At 61.1% G+C, this 17,866-nt stretch carries 15 protein-coding genes and 2 pseudogenes; 9 read left to right on the top strand and 8 right to left on the bottom strand.

All coding sequences use genetic code 11. The features are described from left to right. Window positions 1-116: 116 nt before the first annotated feature. On the bottom strand, window positions 117-1,964 hold the full coding sequence (locus OKB81_RS09245; RefSeq protein ID WP_268427885.1) for a DUF3413 domain-containing protein: 1,848 nt from the start codon (window positions 1,962-1,964) through the stop codon (window positions 117-119). A gap of 43 nt (window positions 1,965-2,007) precedes the next feature. Continuing rightward, window positions 2,008-2,235, bottom strand: a complete 228-nt coding sequence (locus tag OKB81_RS09240; RefSeq protein WP_039038627.1) for a YejL family protein — start codon at window positions 2,233-2,235, stop codon at window positions 2,008-2,010. A gap of 73 nt (window positions 2,236-2,308) precedes the next feature. On the opposite strand from OKB81_RS09240, the gene yejK reads away from it, so the two are divergent. The 5 genes from yejK (at window position 2,309) to OKB81_RS09215 (ending at window position 8,774) form a co-directional block, all read left to right on the top strand. Beyond that, window positions 2,309-3,358 carry a nucleoid-associated protein YejK gene (yejK, locus tag OKB81_RS09235; RefSeq protein WP_270666340.1) on the top strand — a complete coding sequence of 350 codons (1,050 nt, stop codon included), beginning with the start codon at window positions 2,309-2,311 and terminating at the stop codon, window positions 3,356-3,358. A 395-nt stretch (window positions 3,359-3,753) separates the two neighbouring features. Then, complete coding sequence (malE, locus tag OKB81_RS09230; RefSeq protein ID WP_010674249.1) at window positions 3,754-4,935, top strand: maltose/maltodextrin ABC transporter substrate-binding protein MalE; 1,182 nt, start codon at window positions 3,754-3,756, stop codon at window positions 4,933-4,935. Window positions 4,936-5,008: 73 nt separating this feature from the next. Continuing rightward, complete coding sequence (gene malF, locus OKB81_RS09225; RefSeq protein ID WP_160838284.1) at window positions 5,009-6,664, top strand: maltose ABC transporter permease MalF; 1,656 nt, start codon at window positions 5,009-5,011, stop codon at window positions 6,662-6,664. A gap of 12 nt (window positions 6,665-6,676) precedes the next feature. Then, complete coding sequence (gene malG / locus OKB81_RS09220; RefSeq protein ID WP_160838282.1) at window positions 6,677-7,567, top strand: maltose ABC transporter permease MalG; 891 nt, start codon at window positions 6,677-6,679, stop codon at window positions 7,565-7,567. A gap of 70 nt (window positions 7,568-7,637) precedes the next feature. Continuing rightward, window positions 7,638-8,774 (top strand): ABC transporter ATP-binding protein, encoded by a 1,137-nt coding sequence (locus OKB81_RS09215; RefSeq protein ID WP_039038631.1) that lies wholly within the window; start codon window positions 7,638-7,640, stop codon window positions 8,772-8,774. A 127-nt stretch (window positions 8,775-8,901) separates the two neighbouring features. On the opposite strand, the gene ppk2 is transcribed toward OKB81_RS09215, so the two are convergent. Continuing rightward, the gene (gene ppk2, locus OKB81_RS09210) at window positions 8,902-9,732 is read right to left on the bottom strand and encodes a polyphosphate kinase 2 (protein ID WP_270666336.1); all 831 of its coding nucleotides are present in this window, start codon (window positions 9,730-9,732) and stop codon (window positions 8,902-8,904) included. Between the two features lie 180 nt (window positions 9,733-9,912). Between ppk2 and OKB81_RS09205 the strand changes: the two genes are divergently transcribed. Beyond that, window positions 9,913-10,719, top strand: a complete 807-nt coding sequence (locus OKB81_RS09205) for an alpha/beta fold hydrolase (RefSeq protein WP_042648270.1) — start codon at window positions 9,913-9,915, stop codon at window positions 10,717-10,719. A 70-nt stretch (window positions 10,720-10,789) separates the two neighbouring features. On the opposite strand, the pseudogene OKB81_RS09200 reads toward OKB81_RS09205, so the two are convergent. From OKB81_RS09200 to OKB81_RS09190, 3 genes and pseudogenes are all read right to left on the bottom strand, one after another. After that, a pseudogene (locus tag OKB81_RS09200) lies at window positions 10,790-11,594 on the bottom strand (MipA/OmpV family protein). 185 nt (window positions 11,595-11,779) lie between these two features. Next, window positions 11,780-12,850: pseudogene (locus OKB81_RS09195) on the bottom strand (AI-2E family transporter). Between the two features lie 80 nt (window positions 12,851-12,930). Further along, entirely contained in the window at window positions 12,931-13,173 is a 243-nt protein-coding gene (locus OKB81_RS09190; protein ID WP_042648267.1) for a sulfurtransferase TusA family protein, read from the bottom strand. Window positions 13,174-13,303: 130 nt separating this feature from the next. Between OKB81_RS09190 and OKB81_RS09185 the strand changes: the two genes are divergently transcribed. Beyond that, on the top strand, window positions 13,304-14,758 hold the full coding sequence (locus OKB81_RS09185; protein ID WP_365838908.1) for a beta-barrel assembly-enhancing protease: 1,455 nt from the start codon (window positions 13,304-13,306) through the stop codon (window positions 14,756-14,758). A 70-nt stretch (window positions 14,759-14,828) separates the two neighbouring features. Here OKB81_RS09185 and OKB81_RS09180 read toward each other — a convergent pair whose 3' ends face one another. Then, window positions 14,829-15,308 carry a TlpA disulfide reductase family protein gene (locus tag OKB81_RS09180; RefSeq protein ID WP_042648265.1) on the bottom strand — a complete coding sequence of 160 codons (480 nt, stop codon included), beginning with the start codon at window positions 15,306-15,308 and terminating at the stop codon, window positions 14,829-14,831. A gap of 58 nt (window positions 15,309-15,366) precedes the next feature. Between OKB81_RS09180 and arsC the strand changes: the two genes are divergently transcribed. Beyond that, window positions 15,367-15,717: an arsenate reductase (glutaredoxin) gene (gene arsC, locus OKB81_RS09175; RefSeq protein WP_042648264.1), complete on the top strand. Its 351-nt coding sequence runs from the start codon at window positions 15,367-15,369 to the stop codon at window positions 15,715-15,717. After that, on the top strand, window positions 15,714-16,094 hold the full coding sequence (locus OKB81_RS09170; protein WP_270666330.1) for a DUF2069 domain-containing protein: 381 nt from the start codon (window positions 15,714-15,716) through the stop codon (window positions 16,092-16,094). Before arsC ends, OKB81_RS09170 begins: the two co-directional genes overlap by 4 nt. A 291-nt stretch (window positions 16,095-16,385) precedes the next feature. Here OKB81_RS09170 and OKB81_RS09165 read toward each other — a convergent pair whose 3' ends face one another. Next, window positions 16,386-17,720 (bottom strand): metal-dependent hydrolase family protein, encoded by a 1,335-nt coding sequence (locus OKB81_RS09165; protein WP_270666328.1) that lies wholly within the window; start codon window positions 17,718-17,720, stop codon window positions 16,386-16,388. Between the last annotated feature and the right edge of the window lie 146 nt (window positions 17,721-17,866).

Raw genomic sequence — 17,866 nt, 5'->3', positions numbered from 1 at the left:
TCCGAAACCCAACAAGGAGTTTCGGATTCTTACACAGCCTGAGGATCGGTCAATGGATCCTTAACTGATCGGCATTACGCCATAGGGGCGGGCTCAAGGAGGTGGGCTGGCGCAGATCAGGGGGCGCGATAGAAGCGATTGAGCTCGTTCATCACCTGGATCAGGGTGCCCATGTCCGGGGTGCCGTGCTTGATGGGGCGATAGGTGTCACGGTCCAGCAGCTCGAAGTCCCCCTGCTTGTTGAACTGGGTGATGGTGTTGCCCTGATAGATGGCGAAGTCATTCTGATCCCCCGCCAGCAGCCAGGTGCGTGTACTGGCTTCGAACAGGTTGCGCCCCGTGCTGTAGTCACGATAGGGGTTGCGTACACCCAGCATGTTCTTCATCAGGGTCGGTACCAGATCCAGGTGGCTGCTCGCCTGCGCCTGGGGCGCAGGTTCGGCACCAGGCCAGGCCAGCACCAGGGGGACCTGCACCTGATAGGTCGAGTAATTGCTGTCATAGCCCCAGCTGTTGCTCTGGGTCTCGTTGAACTCCTGACCGTGGTTGGAGGTGACCACGACGATGGTCTGATCATCAAGCCCCTGCAATTGCAGTTGGGTCAGCATCTGCTCCAGCAGTTGATCGGTATAGAAGACCGCGTTCTTGTAGCGGTTCTCCAGCTTCTGCAGGTTCTCGGGCCGATAGGCAGTGGCCGGGTTGAAGCGGGTCAACTCGGGCTGGAAGGGGCCCTTGATGCTGGCTGGCACCTGATAATCCCCCGGGCTAGAGAGATAGACCAGAGAGAACCAGGGTCTGTCCGCGGTGCGCGTGCCAAGCCACTGCTGCCAGTCGTCGATGAGCCTGCGGTCATCGGTCTGGCGGGAGACGAAGACCTGCTTGCGCAGACCCGCAAGCAGGCTCTGGCGATACTGCTTGGCATCTTCCAGTGCACCGAACAGGCCGAACTGGTAGTCCTGACGCAGCATCTCGTCGAACAGCACGGGGGGGCGCTTGTCGGCCCGGATGTCCCCGTAATAGTGGCCGGGCAGCCCGTAGAAGAGGCTGAACATCCCCATGGCTTCATCATTGCCACCACTCATGTGCTGGCGGAAATTGAAGTGGTTGTCCGCGTAGCGTTGCAGATTGGGCATGTTGATGTTGTTGAGCATGTCGGCTCGCAGGGAGTCGACCACCACCACCAGCAGGTTCTTGTGATCGCTGGGTGCGCTCACGCTGAGGGGGCGCAAGGGATAGAGCAGACGGTGCTCAGCGCTTCCCTGATCTTCGGCCTTCTTCTCATACTGCTCGAGGTCGAGCCAGCCATGCTTGGCCAGGAAGCTCCTGGCGGTCATGGGGTAGGAGAGGGGGAAGTTGGCCCGTTGCATGGTGATGGGTTGATACAGGGTCGCATCCGCCCAGCTGTTGACCAGATGGGTGAGGATGAAGCAGACCAGCAGGGCCAGCCCCACCTGATTGCCGTACTGGCGGCGTTTGCGCTTGTTGATCTTGCGCCACACATAGGCCGACAGCAGCAGTTGCAGCAGGAAGATGGCGGGCACCGCCACGAAGATGATGCTCCAGATAGAGCCCTCTTCGGTCTGCGCCTGATCCAGCAGCAGTTGCCACACCTGGCCATTCAAGTGGAACTTGAACAGCTGGAACACCTGGGTGTCGATAAGCAGCAGCACCAGCGCCAGGGTGGCGATAATGGATGAAATGAAGCGCAGCGGCTTCTCCCTGGGCAGGATGAAGCTCAAGGGGAAGATGGTCAGCAGATAGGTGACGAAGCTCAGGAACGAGAAATGACCTATCCAGCTGATGACGAGATAGGTCACGCCGAGCGTGGTCGACGGCCAGCTGATGGCGCCCAGGTAACGGGTCGAGATCAGCATGGCCAGGATGATGTTGAAGAAGGAGAACCAATGCCCCCAGGTGATCAGGCGAGAGACATTATCGCGATAGGGGTTGCCGGTTTCGACCATAATGATCCATCTGCTTGAAAAACATCAAAGAATGCGAAGAAACTCAGTGCGCATCGTGGCGATGGCCCACCGAGGCGGTGAGTGCCTGGATGAACTTCTCGGTGATCGCCTGGCGCTGGGCCGGGGCCATGCCGTTGATGATGTTGGTGGTCAGGTTGCCAAGGACCATCAGACTGAGATCCACCGGTGCCTTGTGTTTCTCCAGGGCGGTGATCAGGTCGTTCATCAGGGCGTCAAACTGCTCGTTATTGTACTTTGATACGATGGGCATAATCTTGGGTTCACCTCGGTTCAAAGCGCCTTATAATACTTCACCCTTTCGGCTAACACTATGGCTTTGTGACATGAGTCTCGATATCGACAAGATCATTCTTCACTCCCTGCGGGCGGGCAACGATGGCCAGCCCCACGCCTATACCCGCAGCCAGACCCTGCCTGCCGACGAGGCGGTACAAGGGCTGATGGCGGAGCTGCATCGCATCTACAACGGCAAGGGGGGAAAGGGCTTTGGCTTCTTCGCCGATCCCGAGGCCGCCGTCGCCGAGCTGGCGGAGGGGGAAGACGCCCCCAAGCAGCCTTCCCCCGCCTTTCGCATCGCCCTGGAGCAGCTGCTGGCGGAGCAGACCGAGTTCGTCCCCTTTTCCGTCAACCTGACCCAGATGCTGGTCAAGCAGCTGGTGGAGCATGCCCTGGACGAGCAGGGGGTGTTGCTGATTGCCAAGTACAACTATGTGGGGGTGGATTACCTGATGATCGCCCTGCTGGAAGGCAAGGAGAGCGTCACCGTGAGCGAGGCGCTGGAGCTGCGCCACATCCAGTACCTGGATATCGGCAAACTCAATCTGGTGGCCCGCATCGATCTCACCGAGTGGAAAACCCAAGGGGATTCGCGTCGTTATATCACCTTCAGCAAGGGCCGGGTCGGTCGCAAGCTGGGGGATTTCTTCATGGATCTGCTGGGGGCCCGGGAGGGCATGGATGCCAAGATCCAGAACAAGGGGTTGCTGCAGGCGGTGGACGATTACTGCGACAGCCGCCAGCTCGAACCGGCCGAGCGCAATGACTACAAGAAGCAGGTCTTCAAATATTGCACCGAGCAGGCCAGCGCCGGCGAGGAGATCGAGATCAAGGAGCTGTCGGCGGAATTGCCCGGTGATGGGGACCTCGATTTTTACAGCTTCATCGGTCAGGAGTACGAGCTGGAGGAGCGCTTCCCGGCGGACCGTTCCACCCTGCGGGGCTTGACCAAGTTTGTGGGCTCCGGTGGCGGCCTGACCCTGAGCTTCGAGCAGAAGTTGCTCAACAGCCGGGTCTTTTACGATCCCCAGACCGACACCCTGACCATCAGGGGAGTCCCGCCCAATCTCAAGGATCAATTGCTGCGCCAGTCGTAATGTGATCCAGCCGTCATTTCTTGCAAAAAGGCACCGGAGTCCGCTCCGGTGCCTTTTTATTTTAGGGGGTGATGTAGATGGAAACCACCTCAGTACTTTTGTTAACACATTGAACAAAATATCGGGAGTGAAAGGGTTTTCAGTGGGGTGAAATCCCTTTCAATGACGTAAATTAATTTCCTTTCTGTAATTTAATTTCCATATCTTGGCAAAAATATGGGGATATCTCTTCTTAAGTCGCTGAAATAAGAAAATGTTTTCATAACTTTCTGGAAGAAAATACGTAATTGCATTTCAAAAATGCGAGGCGTGTCATGTGAGGCATTGACTGCTTGGGATAATATACATCTGCACACAATGCTCTTACAGCGCGGAACTAATACAAGGAAAGGCTCATGAAAAAGAAATTGCTGTCATCCCTGATCGGTCTGGCTACCCTGGGCGTGGCCTGCTCTGCCACTGCTGCCATTGATGAAGGTCAGCTGACCATCTGGATCAACGGTGACAAGGGCTACAACGGCCTGGCCGAAGTCGGCAAGAAGTTTGAAGCCGAAACCGGCATCAAGGTAACCGTCGCCCACCCGGATCAGGTTGAAGTCAAATTCCAGCAAGCCGCCGCCACCGGCAACGGCCCTGACATCTTCTTCTGGGCTCACGACCGTTACGGTGAGTGGGTCAAGTCCGGTCTGCTGGTTCCCGTGACCCCGAATGCCGCCACCAAGGCCAAGTTCGAGCAATTCGCCTGGGATGCCATGACCGTCGATGGCAAGACCTATGGCTACCCGGTCGCGGTAGAAGCCGTCAGCCTGATTTACAACAAGGATCTGTTGCCCAACCCGCCGAAAACCTTCGAAGAGATCGCCAAGATCGACGAAGACCTGAAGAAAAATGGCAAGCGCGCCATCATGTGGGCCTATGACACCCCCTACTTCAGCTACCCCCTGGTGGCTGCCAACGGTGGTTATGCCTTCAAGAAGACCGCCACCGGCTATGACGTCAAAGACACCGGCGTGAACAACGCAGGTGCCAAGGCCGGCGTCGGCTACATCTCCGAGATGATCAAATCCGGTCACCTGGAGAAGGGCATCGACTACGGTGTGATGGACGCCAAGTTCAACAAGGGCGAAGTGGCCATGATGATCAACGGTCCCTGGGCCTGGAGCAACCTGGACAAGAGCGGCATCAAGTATGGCGTAGCCCAGCTGCCGACCCTGAAAGGCAAGCCGGCCAAGGCCTTCGTTGGCGTACTGGGTGCCACCATCAACGCCGCCAGCCCGAACAAGGATCTGGCCATCGAGTTCCTCGAGAACTACCTGCTGACCGATGCCGGTCTGGCGCCGATGAACGCCGACAAGCCGCTGGGTGCCGTGGCCCTGAAGTCCTTCCAGAAGACCCTGGAAGCCGACCCCAACATCAAGGCCACCATGCTGAACGCCCAGAACGGCGAACCGATGCCGTCCGTGCCCGAGATGAGCCGTTTCTGGTCCTCCTTCGAAACCGCCCTCAAGAACGTCACCTCTGGCCGTCAGGGTGTTGACGAAGCCCTGGATACCGCTGCCAAGCGTATCGTCCAGTAAGCATGTACTACCCGGGAGGCCTTCGGGCCTCCCACTCTCTCAATCTCTCTTGGCGCAATAAAGGTTAATTGGCATGGAAGTAGTACCTTCTATCGAATCCTATGCCGGTCCGAAGAAAGACAAGTACGTCTGGCTGAAATGGACCATGGCGGCACTGATCGCAGTGCTTAATGGTTATGCGGCCGTGATGATGTATGCCAGCGGCGAGTGGGTATTTGCCCTGCTCGATCTGGTGGTCGTATCCGTCGGTCTCTATGTCTTCATGAACAAGAAGACTTATGCCCACCGTTATATTTTCCCCGGTGTGGCAGGCATGGTTGTTTTTATCATCTTCCCTCTTGCCTACACGATCGGCATCGCCTTCACCAACTATTCGGGATCCAACTTGCTCTCCCTTGAGCAGGCACGGGATTACCATCTGAAAAAAACCTACAAGGTGACCGGCGGTGAATTCGATTTCACCCTCCTGGGTGGTGAGAACAATCAGTTTCAGCTGCTGCTGAAACAGGACGACCAATCCTTTATCAGTCCACCCCTTACCTTGCTGAACAACAAGGCGCGTACCCTGGCCGTCCGTGAAGGACGGGTCCGTGACGAGCCCCAGGTTGTTCAGTTGCAACCCCTGGCCGGGGAGGCGACCGACAAGGCGGCACCCATTCGTGCCATCGTCGATCACCGCACCCACCTGAGTGCCCTGGATGTGGTACTGCCCGAAGGCAATATCCATCTGACCCTGAGCAGCCTGCGCAAGTTCGCCGCCCAGAAACAGCTCTATACCCAGCTGGTCGACGGCGCCGTGCTCAAGTCCGGCGTCATGATCAAGGACAGCAACCTGCTGCGTGACAACCAGAGCGGCGAGCTGATGCTGCCCAACGGTGACACCGGCTTCTACCAGTACATCGATGCGGAAGGTCACTTCGTCGGCAAGGGCGTTGCCCCCGGTTTCGTGGTGAGCGTGGGTTGGAAAAACTTCATGCGCATCATGACGGACCCGGGTATCCAGAGTCCCTTCATGCAGATCTTCGTCTGGACCGTGATCTTCTCCGCCTGTTCGGTGGCGTTCACCCTGGCGATCGGCATGGTGCTGGCGTGTCTGGTGCAGTGGGAGCAGCTCAGGGGGCGTGGTTTCTACCGGGTCATGCTGATCCTGCCCTATGCGATACCGGCGTTCATCTCCATCCTGGTGTTCAAGGGCTTGTTCAACCAGAACTTCGGTGAAATCAACCTGTTCCTGGAAGCGGCCTTCGGCATCAAGCCGGACTGGTACACCAATCCCTTCCTGGCCAAGGTGATGATCCTCATCGTCAACACCTGGCTCGGTTACCCCTACATGATGATCCTCTGCATGGGCCTGCTCAAGGCGATTCCGGAAGATCTCTACGAGGCGTCTGCCATGGACGGGGCGGGGCCGGTACAGAACTTCTTCAAGATCACCGTACCGCTCTTGATGAAGCCGCTGACACCGCTGTTGATTGCATCCTTTGCCTTCAACTTCAACAACTTCGTACTTATCCAGTTGTTGACGAACGGGGCGCCGGACATCATCGGCGCCACCACGCCGGCCGGGACCACCGACTTGCTGGTGAGCTACACCTACCGGATCGCGTTCCAGGGCTCGGGTGGTCAGGACTACGGTCTGGCCAGTGCCATCGCCACCGCTATCTTCCTCATCGTGGGTGCGCTGGCCTTGCTCAACCTGAAATTGTCCAAAGCCGACAAGCAACTGTAAGGAGGCTTCAACATGGCAATCGTACAACCCAAATCAGTCAAATACCGGGTGTGGGCAACCCACCTGGTGATGTGGGGCTTCCTGGCACTGATCATCTTCCCGCTGATCATGGTCATCGCCATCTCGTTCCGTAACGGCAACTTCTCGGTGGGGGAGATCATCCCCACCAATCCGACCCTGGATCACTGGAAGCTGGCGCTCGGAATGTCCATCACCAACGCCGATGGCAGCATCACGCCGCCGCCGTTCCCGGTGCTGACCTGGCTGTGGAACTCCATCAAGGTGGCGGGCATCACCGCCCTGATGATAGTGGTGCTCTCCACCACCTGTGCCTACGCCTTCGCCCGTCTGCGGTTCCGTGGCAAGTCCACCATCCTGCAGGGCATGCTGATCTTCCAGATGTTCCCGGCGGTGCTGGCACTGGTGGCCATCTACGCGCTCTTCAACAAGATCGGTGACTACATCCCCTGGCTGGGTCTCAACACCCACGGCGGCCTGATCATGGCCTACATGGGGGGCATTGCCCTGCACGTCTGGACCATCAAGGGCTACTTCGAGACCATCGACTCTTCCCTGGAGGAGGCGGCGGCCATCGATGGCGCTACTCCGTGGCAGGCGTTCCGCCTGATCCTGCTGCCCCTGTCGGTGCCCATTCTGGCGGTGGTGTTCATCCTGGCCTTCATCGGATCCATCACCGAGGTGCCCATGGCCTCCATCCTGTTGCAGGATGTGAACAATCTGACCCTGGCGGTCGGGGCCCAGCAGTACCTCTATCCGCAGAACTACCTGTGGGGTGACTTCGCCGCAGCCGCCGTGCTGTCAGGCTTCCCCATCACGGTCGTCTTCCTGCTCGCCCAGCGCTGGCTGGTGGGCGGTCTGACCGCAGGCGGCGTGAAAGGTTAACGGTTCATGGCCGGGGGAGCTGGCTCCCCCCGTCATCACGATTTGCAAAGATTCAAGAGCGGAGCTCGACATGGCTGAAGTAGTACTCAACAACGTTCGCAAAAATTACGACCCGGCTGTCCACAAGGACACCCTGCGCAGCATCAACCTCGACATCAAGGAAGGGGAGTTCATCGTCTTCGTCGGCCCGTCCGGCTGCGGCAAGTCCACCCTGCTTCGGATGATCGCGGGTCTGGAAGACATCACCAGCGGCGAGCTGACCATCGGCGGGCGCTACATGAACGACGTGCCGCCGGTGGAGCGCAACGTGGGCATGGTGTTCCAGTCCTACGCCCTCTACCCGCACATGAACATCTACGAGAACATGGCTTTTGGCCTCAAGCTCAAGAAGATGGACAAGGAGAACATCCACAAGCGGGTGATGCGCGCCGCCGAGATCCTGGGTCTCGAGCCTTTGCTGGACAGAAAGCCCAAGGCCCTTTCTGGCGGTCAGCGTCAGCGGGTGGCCATCGGCCGCTCCATCGTGCAGCAGCCGCAGGTGTTCCTGTTTGACGAACCGCTGTCGAACCTCGACGCCGCCTTGCGGGTCAAGATGCGTATCGAGATCGCCAAGCTGCACAAGGAGCTCAACTCCACCATCATCTACGTGACCCACGACCAGGTGGAGGCCATGACGCTGGCCAACCGCATCGTGGTGCTGAGCCCGCTCAAGGGCGAGGCGGCCACCAACCTGGAGCAGTTCGGCACTCCCCTCGAGCTCTACCACAACCCGGACAACAAGTTCGTGGCAGGCTTCATCGGCTCCCCCAAGATGAACTTCCTGGCGGGCGAGCTGGTGGAGATCGGCGAGCAGGAGTGCTTGGTCAAGCTCACCTCCGGCGATACCGTGCGTGCCCGGGTGGATGCCCGTCGCGGCGCGGTGGGCGACAAGGTGGAGCTGGGCATTCGCCCCGAGCACCTGGTGCCGCTGGGTCATGCCCATGCCGACAGCCGCGTGAGCGGCGTGGTGCAGGTAGCCGAACACCTGGGGGCCGAGTCCTTCGTCTACATGGACGTGGATGGTCACGACTTCACCGTCAAGGCGAGCTCCGACATCGACGTGGCCACCGGCCAGGAGTACAGCGTCGGCATCCCGGCCGAAGCCTGCTACCTGTTCGATGCCAAGGAGCAGGCGTTCCCGCGCACGGCCAAATATATCCGCGCCTGAGAGGGCGAGAGTGCCAGGTTTTCCTTTCTATACGTTCAATGCCTTTTGCCGGTCGCAAGACCGGCTTTTTATTGCCCGTCATCCGAAGCCCGGGTTCCGGCCAGCGGGGGCGGCTGGCCGGAACCCGTCACTGCCCGTGCTTGTCTGACTCGAGGGCGGCGGTGACGTCCGGCACGAAGTGCTGGCTGGTGAGCGGCGGGCGCTCATACCCTTCGGTCTTGATGGGAGGCAGGGTGATGGGCTCGTAGTGGATCGCCTCGTAGGGCACCTTGCCAAGGAGGTGGGAGATGCAGTTGAGGCGGGCGCGGCGCTTGTCGTCGGCGTCCACCACGAACCAGGGGCAATCCTCGGTATCCGTGTAGGTGAACATGTCATCCTTGGCGCGGGAGTATTCCACCCAGCGGGAGCGGGATTGCAGATCCATGGGGCTGAATTTCCAGCGCTTGATGGGAGTATTGATGCGCTCCTTGAAGCGTTTCTCCTGCTCTTCGTCGCTGACCGAGAACCAGTATTTGATGAGGGTGATGCCGGAGCGGATCAACATCCGCTCGAATTCGGGGCAGGCGCGCAGGAATTCGCGATACTCGTCATCGCTGCAAAAGCCCATCACCCGTTCGACCCCGGCCCGGTTGTACCAGGAGCGGTCAAACAGCACCATCTCGCCCGCCGAGGGCAGGTGCGCCACGTAGCGCTGGAAGTACCACTGGGTGCGCTCCCGATCCGAGGGGGCGGGCAGGGCGGTGACCCGGCAGACCCGGGGGTTGAGGGGCTCGGTGATCGCCTTGATGACGCCCCCCTTGCCCGCGGCGTCGCGCCCCTCGAACAGCACCACCACTTTGAGCCCCTCCTGCTTGACCCACTCCTGCAACTTGACCAGCTCCTCCTGCAGGTGGGCGAGGTGATGTTCGTAGGTCTTCTTGTCCAGACGGGGGCGTTTCTTGCTCTTTTCCTTCTGCATGGTCTTCTCCTGTTCGAGTCCTTTCTGTGGGTTGCCCCAGCTTGCCCCAGGGAGGCGCCACTGCCAAGGCCGACGTGTTACACTGCCGCCCCATCGCTGGCAGCAAGACAGAAGAAAACATGAGGCAATGTATGGCGATTGATACTGCCGCCTCATCAGCCGCTGGCAACAGGAGATAACATGAAGCATTTTATGGAGATAGCGGGTCGCCGCATGGCCTATCTGGACGAGGGGCAGGGCCCTGTGCTGCTCTTTGGCCACAGCTATCTGTGGGACAGTGCCATGTGGGCGCCGCAAGTCGAGGCGCTCAAGGGCAGCTATCGCTGCATCGTGCCCGAGCTGTGGGGCCACGGTGATTCCGACGTGCTCCCTGACGGTGGTTGCACCCTGGCAACCCTGGCCCGGGATCACCTGGCACTGCTCGATGCCCTCGACATCGAACAGTGCGTGCTGGTGGGACTCTCCATCGGCGGCATGTGGGGCGTGGAGCTCGCGCGCATGGCCCCGGCGCGGCTCAAGGGACTGGTGCTGATGGATACCTTCGTTGGCTGGGAGCCCCAGATCCCCTGTGAGCGCTACCTCGGCATGCTGGCGATGATAGAGCAGCTGGGAACCTTGCCTGCCCCCGTCATCGAGCAGGTGGCGCCGCTCTTCTTCGCCCATGAGCCGGATCCCGCCCTGATGAGCGGCTTCAAGGTGCGGCTCGCCCAGTGGCCAGCGGACCAGGTGGCGAGTCTGGTGGCGGTGGGGCGCAGTTTCGTGACTCGGGAGGATCGCATCGAGTGGCTCGAAGAGATGGCGATGCCGAGCCTGGTGATGACAGGCTGCGAGGACAAGGCGCGCCCGGTGCTGGAGGGCTATCTGATGGCCGAGGTGCTGAACTGCCCCTTCAGGGAGATACCGGGTGCGGGCCACATCTCGACCCTGGAGAACCCCGAGTTCGTCAACCGGACGCTGGCCGAGTTCCTGGCCGGGTTGCAAGGGTGATGCATTGCCCGATAGCACAAGAAAAGGAGCCATGGGCTCCTTTTCTGTTATTCAGTCCTGCCGGATGGGGTTACCAGATATAGCCCACGCCGAAGCCGGCGTAGAGTTCCCCATCGTGCTGGACGATGGGGCTGTTGGCGATGTCGTCGTCGTAGCGTTCGTAGTTGGCGGCAAACATGCCGATCCAGTGGGGGCTGAAACGGTAGCTGGTGATGATGGCCACCATGGGGGAGAGGGTGGTGCCCGTGTCCCACGCCGGGCGCAGCCCCGTGGCCTCGCCCCCCGAGACGCCGCCAAAGTAGTAGTTCGCCATCTTGTCGCTGCGGATCATCATCCCCATGCCGGGCATGATGAGCAGCTTGTCCCGCAATATGGGGAAGTCGGCCCACAATAGCAGCTCCTGGCCGTTGCTGCGCCCGGTCACGTCCGTGCTGAGGCGGGTGCTGAGCAGGGCGTAGGGGGTGATGAGGCTGGCGCCGACGCCCCCTTCCAGCTGCCACTTGCGCTGCTCCATGCCCGTGAGTTCGGGGGCATCGTCCGGGTCGAGATTGCCAAAGCGCACCCTGCCGTAACCGTAGGCGGCGAAGTTGTCATCCTTGTGGAAGTAGTAGCGGGCCCTGTCTCCGAGGAACATGAACTGATCGCCGAAGTAGACGGCACCCGGCACCGCCAGGGCCGTGTCGTCCTGCCCCTGATAGCGGGCATCGCCACCGATGACGGCACCGCCCAGCACCAGCCCCTTGGGCACCGGGCTGGTGGGGCTGTCCTGCACGAAGATATCGAGGGAGCCGAGATCGACCTCGGCCCGGGGTGGCGAACAGCAGGGTCAGGAGCGCGCCAAGGGCGGCGCGGTACAGGGGGCGAACAGGGGGCATGGACTGATCCTTCAGAGTCGGGGCTGGCAGAGCATACTGCCGATGACCTTGTCAGTGAAGCCTGTTTTTATTTGAAATTCAAGTCGATAGCGTCATGGTGTCCCGCCTGGATTCAGGCGGGAACGGAGTCTGTGGTCGACGAGATCGCGGCAATAACAGAAAAGAGGTGGCGGCTTCTCCCGTCATCAGGGGGCGGGGCGGGGAAGATCGTCCCGTTTGGGCCAGGCGTTGAGCACCGCTTTCACCAGGGTTGCCAGGGGAATCGCGAAGAAGACGCCCCAGAAGCCCCAGAGCCCGCCGAACACCAGCACGGCGATGATGATGGCCACCGGGTGCAGATTGACCGCCTCGGAGAAGAGCAGGGGTACCAGCAGGTTGCCGTCGAGGGCCTGAATGACCAGATAGGCCACCATCAGCTAGGCGAAGTCCGGGGTCAGTCCCCACTGGAACAGGGCCACCATGGCGACGGGCACGGTCACCGCCACGGCCCCAATGTAGGGGATGAGCACGGAGAAACCGACCGCCACCGCCAGCAGCACCGAGTAGCGCAGCCCCATCAGGGCGAAGGGCACATAGGTCGCCACCCCGACGATGAGGATCTCGATCACCTTGCCGCGGATGTAGTTGATGATCTGGTCGTTCATCTCCACCCAGACCCGGTTGACCAGGGTGCGGTTGCGGGGCAGGAAGCGGCGCAGGCCGCCCATCAACACCTGCTTGTCCTTGAGCATGAAGAACACCATCAGGGGCACCAGGATGGCGTAGATGAGGATGGCCACCACGTTGATGAGGGAGCTGAGCGAAGCGCTCACCAACTGCTCGCCGCCTGCCAGGATACGCTGGCGGATGTTGTCGATGATGGTCTCGACCAGGCTGACGTCGATGATCTCCGGGTACTTTTCCGGCAGGGTGCGCACAGCGTCCTGGGCATGGGCCAGCATGGACGGCGCCTCCTTGGCGAGGTTGACCCCCTGGCTCACCAGTGTGGGAATGAGGCCCAGCACCATCAGGGTGGTCACCGTGATGAACAGCAGCAGCACCAGGCTGGTGGCGAAGGTACGGGAGAGCCCGGTGCGTTGCAGCCGGCTGACCGGCCACTCCAGCAGGTAGGCCATCACCACGGCCACCAGCAGCGGCGCCAGCAGATCGCCAAACAGCCAGAGCACCGCGAAGCAGAACACCAGCAGCAGGAACAGGGTGACGGCATCGGGGTCGGAAAAACGGGTCTGATACCAGCGCTTCAATACATCTAACATCGAGGCTTCCTTGGTTTATCGGGTCATGGCGATGGAAAGGGTCGATCCGGTGTTGGTCCATATCATGGGCATTGGCACCATCATGATGGCCGGTTTTGGACGACGAGCCGCAGGGTGAGAGCTGCGTCTGACTCCTGCAGGCGCTGCACCTGATGGCCCTGCCGCAGCAACCAGGCCGGAATGTCTTGGCGGGAGCCGGGATCCTTGAGCAGGATCAGCAGGGATTGACCGGCCCGGGCGCCGCGCAACCAGAGCTTGAGCCGGATCAGCGGCTCCGGGCAGCGCCAGGGGGTCAGGTCGAGCTGTTCCCAGTGCGGTTCCATATCGGGGGAGGCTCCATGGTGCGTGATGGCCGTCATTATGGCCGCGATGGGAGGGCGAAACAACGCTTGTAGGCCTTGATGGGCAAGGGTATTCTGCCCCCGAGCACTTTCTGATGGAGATAGAAACACAGTGGCCCGCTTTTCCCCCTTGATGGCATCACTTCCCCTGCTGGTCTCCCTGATGGGTGCCACCTTCCATGCCCAGGCGAACAACCAGTTGCCCGACATCGGCACCGCCGGGGTCGCGGCCCTGCCCATCGAGCAGGAAGTGCGCTATGGCAACGCCTTCATGCGGTTCGCCCGGGCGGGCTTGCCCATCATCGATGATCCCGTGCTGAACGAATACATCGACGATCTGGGTCAGCGATTGCTCACCAATGCCGACGGGGTACGTTTCCCCTTTACCTTCTTCCTCATCAACGATCCCAGCATCAACGCGGCCGCCTTCCTCGGCGGGCGGGTCAAGGTGCACACCGGCCTCTTCCTCTACGCCGACAGCGAGAGCGAGCTGGCCTCGGTGCTGGCGCACGAAATCACCCACGTGACCCAGCGCCACATCGCCCGTTACATGGAGGCGCAGGCGAGCAGCTCGGCCATGACCCTGGCTGGCTTGGTAGGCTCCATCGCGCTCGCGGTGATCAACCCCACCGCCGGTATCGCCGCGCTGCAGACGACCCTCGGGCTCTCCATGCAGTCGGCCATCAACTATACCCGTGACAACGAATACGAGGCGGATCGCATCGGCATGAAGACGCTGTATGACGCCGGTTTCGATCCCATGGGCATGGCCAACTTCTTCCAGAAGCTGGCGGCGGAGTATCGCTACGCCAGCAAGCCGCCCGAGATGCTGCTCACTCACCCCCTGCCCGAGACCCGGATCAGCGAAGCCCGCGCCCGGGCGGGCAGCTATGGCCGCCGAGCCTTGCCCCCCAGTCTCGACTTCTGGCTGGCCAAGGTGCGCATCCAGGTGCGTTATGGCACCGAGAGCCCCCAGGCGCTGCTCACCTATTTCGACAGCCGCCTGCAGAAGGGGGACTACCCTCTCAAGGACGCCGCCACCTATGGCAAGGCGCTGGCCCTGTTGCAGCTCAAGCGCACCGACGAGGCCGATACCCTGATGCAGGGGCTGGCCGCCCGCCATCCGGAAGATCTGTTCGTGGTGGATGCCCTGACCGACATCGATCTCGCCAAGGGGCGCAGCGCCCAGGCCATTGCCCGGCTGGAGCGCTTCCGCACCCGGATGCCGGACAACGAGGTGGTAGTGGTCAACCTCGGCAACGCCTATCTGGAAGGGGGTAATTACCAGAAGTCCATCGCCATCCTGGACCCCTATGCCCGGGAGCACGACGAGAACAGCCTGGCCTGGAACCTGCTGTCGGACGCCTATCGCAAGGCGGGACGGATGACGGATCTGCACATGGCACGGGCGGAGACCCTCTCCCTGCGCGGCGACTACCAGGCGGCCATCGACGAGCTGATCGTGGCCCGCGGCACCACCAGCGACAAGCTGACCCTGGCCCGCATCGAGGCGCGCATCACCCAGCTGGAGCGGGCGAAGAAGGATCTGGACAGCCTGAAGGGCTAGTCCGGCTCACCGCTCCTGTGACGAAACGGGGTGCACCAGCGATGGGGCACCCCGTTTCGTCATGGGGCCATCAGGGCTGTGCTGCAGCCCAGGCTCTGAGGTCGGCGAGCCTGTGTTCATCTATCTCTCCCACCAGTGTCTCCTGCAACCGGCCCTCGCCATCGAGCAGGTAGCTGGTGGGCAGCGCGCCGGGTCTGGGGAAGGGGAGGCTGGCTTCATCGAGGGGCACCATCAGGGGGACGGCTATCTGATGGCGCCGGGCCAGCTCGGCCAGCTCACCGGGGGAGGCGGGATCATAGTTGATGGCGATCACTCCAATCCGCCCCTCCCGGTGCAGCGCCGCGAGCAGGGGCATCTCCCGCAGACAGGGGGCGCACCAGGGGGCGAAGTAGTTGACCAGCAGCGGCTTGCCCGCCAGGGCGCTCAGGCTGATGCTCTTGCCCGTCTCGTCGGTGAAGTCGGGCGCCGGGCTGCAGGCCCCCAGCAGGGTCGCCACAATCAGCCAACAGATTCGTTTCATTTCCATATCCTTCCCGCTTACCCTGCCCATCCGTTTCCCCTACAATAGCGCCATTTGTTGTCCCATCTTGCAATATCAGGGAGTTACCATGAGCGAGACCCAAATCTATCACAACCCGCGCTGCTCCAAGAGCCGTGAAACCCTGGCCTTGCTGGAACAGCACGGAATAGCCCCGGAGGTGGTGCTCTATCTGGAACAGGCGCCGAGCGAAGACGATATCCGCACTCTGTTGAGCCAGCTCGGTTTCACCGATCCGCGCCAGCTGATGCGTACCAAGGAAGATCTCTACAAGGAGCTGGGGCTGGCCGAGATGAGCGGCGATGCCCTCATTCGCGCCATGCACCAGCATCCGAAGCTTATCGAACGCCCCATCGTCATCAAGAATGGTCAGGCCCGCATCGGCCGTCCGCCCGAGCAGGTGCTGGAGATCCTCCAGTGAGCACCCGCTTCGCCCGTCTGCTGACCCTGGTCGGCTTCTTCGGTCTGCTGGGCTGGGTCATCCTCTGGCATCTGTGGCTGTCACCCCATCCGGATCTCAGTCCCTGGCTGCTGCCGGTGATCTGGACGGTGCCGCTGCTCTTCCCCCTCAAGGGGATAGTGCAGGGCAACCCTTACACCCATGCCTGGGGCAACTTCGTGCTGATGCCCTACTTCCTCCACGCCCTCACCCTGATCACCACGGATGAAGGGGAACGGTGGCTGGCGGTGGTGGAGCTGGTGTCCACCACTCTGGCCTTCGTCGGCACCATCTATTACGCCCGCCTGCGCGGTCGTGAGCTGGGCCTGAGCATTCGCAAGAAGAAGGAAGATCGCTGAGCCGCTCTGCCGCTGGCAGTCGTGCAGCCCCCATCAAAAAGGCCCCTTTCGGGCAATGCTGTTCACTTAAGAGAATTTGAGTTCCAGTCCACGTAGTATCAGGGCTAAAAAATGAGGGAGGCATGATGCCTCCCTCTTTCTATTGCAAGCCACGCTGGATAAAGGCTGAAGGAACATCGACTGGAAACAGCCTTGCTCCCCCAACTCAAGTCGCATTTATGAATAATTAGTCAAAAATGTGCTTATCTGAACAGCATTGCCCTTTCGGGGCCTTTTTGTCATCCAGGGAGGTCAGAGCGTGTTCTTGTAGATCTTGCCGTCCTTCATGATCACCTTGAAGTGCTTGGCCGGATCGGCCACCAGGGAGAGATCCTTGAGTGGGTCACCGTCGATCAGCAGCAGATCGGCCAGCGCCCCGGCCTCCACCACGCCCAGCCTGCCCGGGTAGGGGCTGCGCGGGCCGGAGAGGGCCAGCAGCTCGGCGTTGTCATGGGTGGCCATCCTCAGCACCTCGGCAGGGGTATACCAGGTGCCCATCTTGGCCAGCATGGTACCCTGACTGGCGGCGGCCTGGGCGCTGAACAGGGCGTCGGTACCGAACGCGGTCTTGATGCCGTACTTCTTGGCCATGGCATAGGCGTGGTCGGTGCCCTTGTACATCTCAAGCTGTTTCAGACGGTTGGCCGAGCCCTCCGGGAAGGGGGACTTGCGATCGTCGGTGAAGGGTTGCAGGCTCCACCAGACCCCCTTCTCGGCCATCAGTCTGGCAGTGTCCTCGTCGAGCATCTGACCGTGGTCGATGCACTTGACGCCTGCCTCGATGGCCTGGCGCACCGCTTTCGGGGTATAGGCGTGTACGGTCACATAGGTGCCCCAGTTGTCGGCGGCCTCCACCGCGGCACGGATCTCCGGCACCGTGTACTGGGTCACATCGATGGGATCATAGTTGGAGGCCACACCGCCACCGGCCATCACCTTGATCTGGGAGGCGCCGAGGGCCAGTTGCTCGCGGGTGCGCTGGCGCACGGCATCCGGACTGTCGGCGACCATGGCCGCGTTGGCCCGCTCGCCGAAGGAGTATTGTCCCGCCAGTGCCGGCAGTTCGTTGGGCAGGCGGAAGTCGCCGTGGCCACCGGACTGGGAGATCATGGCGCCGGCCGGCCAGATACGCGGTCCATTGATCAACCCCATGTCGATCCCCTTCTTGAGGCCGAACACGGGGCCGCCGAGATCACGGGCACTGGTGAAGCCGCGCATCAGCATGTCGTTGGCCGCCCTGGTTGCCGCGACCGTGGTGAAGGTGACGTCGTTGGTCAGCACGGCAATCTGCGGCAGGGTGGCGAACATCAGGTGGGTATGGGCGTCGATGAGGCCCGGCATCAGGGTCTTGCCCTGGCCGTCGATGCGTTGCACTTCACCCTCCACCTTGATGCCGCCCTGGCTGATCCTGGTGATCAGGTTGCCTTCCACCAGGACGGAGGAGGGGGCGCTGAGGGCACTCCCCTTGCCATCGAAGATACGCACGTTTTCAAACAAGATGGCTGCATGAACCGGCTCGGTGGCGTGAACGGCACCACCGGCCAGGAGGGCGCCGCACAGGGCGCTACAGAATAATCGCAATGACATGAAGAGGTCTCCTTGGGTCTTGAGGGGGCTGAGTCTAGCCCAGCCGCGCCCGTTCAGCCTGAGCCCGGGCCGAGCGGCATCGCCAGTCTCCTCCCTTTTTGGGTGCCATAAAAGACCCAATCTGATCCATCACCCGTTTCACTCCT

The sequence above is a fragment of the Aeromonas sp. QDB56 genome, assembly GCF_027705505.1.
GTDB classification, from domain to species: Bacteria; Pseudomonadota; Gammaproteobacteria; order Enterobacterales; family Aeromonadaceae; genus Aeromonas; species Aeromonas caviae.
This window is presented reverse-complemented; position numbering and strand designations above follow the sequence as displayed.

Coding starts and splice junctions, on each gene's coding strand:
- malG (WP_160838282.1), top strand. CDS start 6,677: ATGGCAATCGTACAACCCAAATCAGTCAAATACCGGGTGTGGGCAACC.
- ppk2 (WP_270666336.1), bottom strand. CDS start 9,732: ATGCAGAAGGAAAAGAGCAAGAAACGCCCCCGTCTGGACAAGAAGACC.
- arsC (WP_042648264.1), top strand. CDS start 15,367: ATGAGCGAGACCCAAATCTATCACAACCCGCGCTGCTCCAAGAGCCGT.
- OKB81_RS09205 (WP_042648270.1), top strand. CDS start 9,913: ATGAAGCATTTTATGGAGATAGCGGGTCGCCGCATGGCCTATCTGGAC.
- OKB81_RS09240 (WP_039038627.1), bottom strand. CDS start 2,235: ATGCCCATCGTATCAAAGTACAATAACGAGCAGTTTGACGCCCTGATG.
- OKB81_RS09190 (WP_042648267.1), bottom strand. CDS start 13,173: ATGGAACCGCACTGGGAACAGCTCGACCTGACCCCCTGGCGCTGCCCG.
- OKB81_RS09245 (WP_268427885.1), bottom strand. CDS start 1,964: ATGGTCGAAACCGGCAACCCCTATCGCGATAATGTCTCTCGCCTGATC.
- OKB81_RS09215 (WP_039038631.1), top strand. CDS start 7,638: ATGGCTGAAGTAGTACTCAACAACGTTCGCAAAAATTACGACCCGGCT.
- OKB81_RS09180 (WP_042648265.1), bottom strand. CDS start 15,308: ATGGGCAGGGTAAGCGGGAAGGATATGGAAATGAAACGAATCTGTTGG.
- malF (WP_160838284.1), top strand. CDS start 5,009: ATGGAAGTAGTACCTTCTATCGAATCCTATGCCGGTCCGAAGAAAGAC.
- yejK (WP_270666340.1), top strand. CDS start 2,309: ATGAGTCTCGATATCGACAAGATCATTCTTCACTCCCTGCGGGCGGGC.
- OKB81_RS09165 (WP_270666328.1), bottom strand. CDS start 17,720: ATGTCATTGCGATTATTCTGTAGCGCCCTGTGCGGCGCCCTCCTGGCC.
- malE (WP_010674249.1), top strand. CDS start 3,754: ATGAAAAAGAAATTGCTGTCATCCCTGATCGGTCTGGCTACCCTGGGC.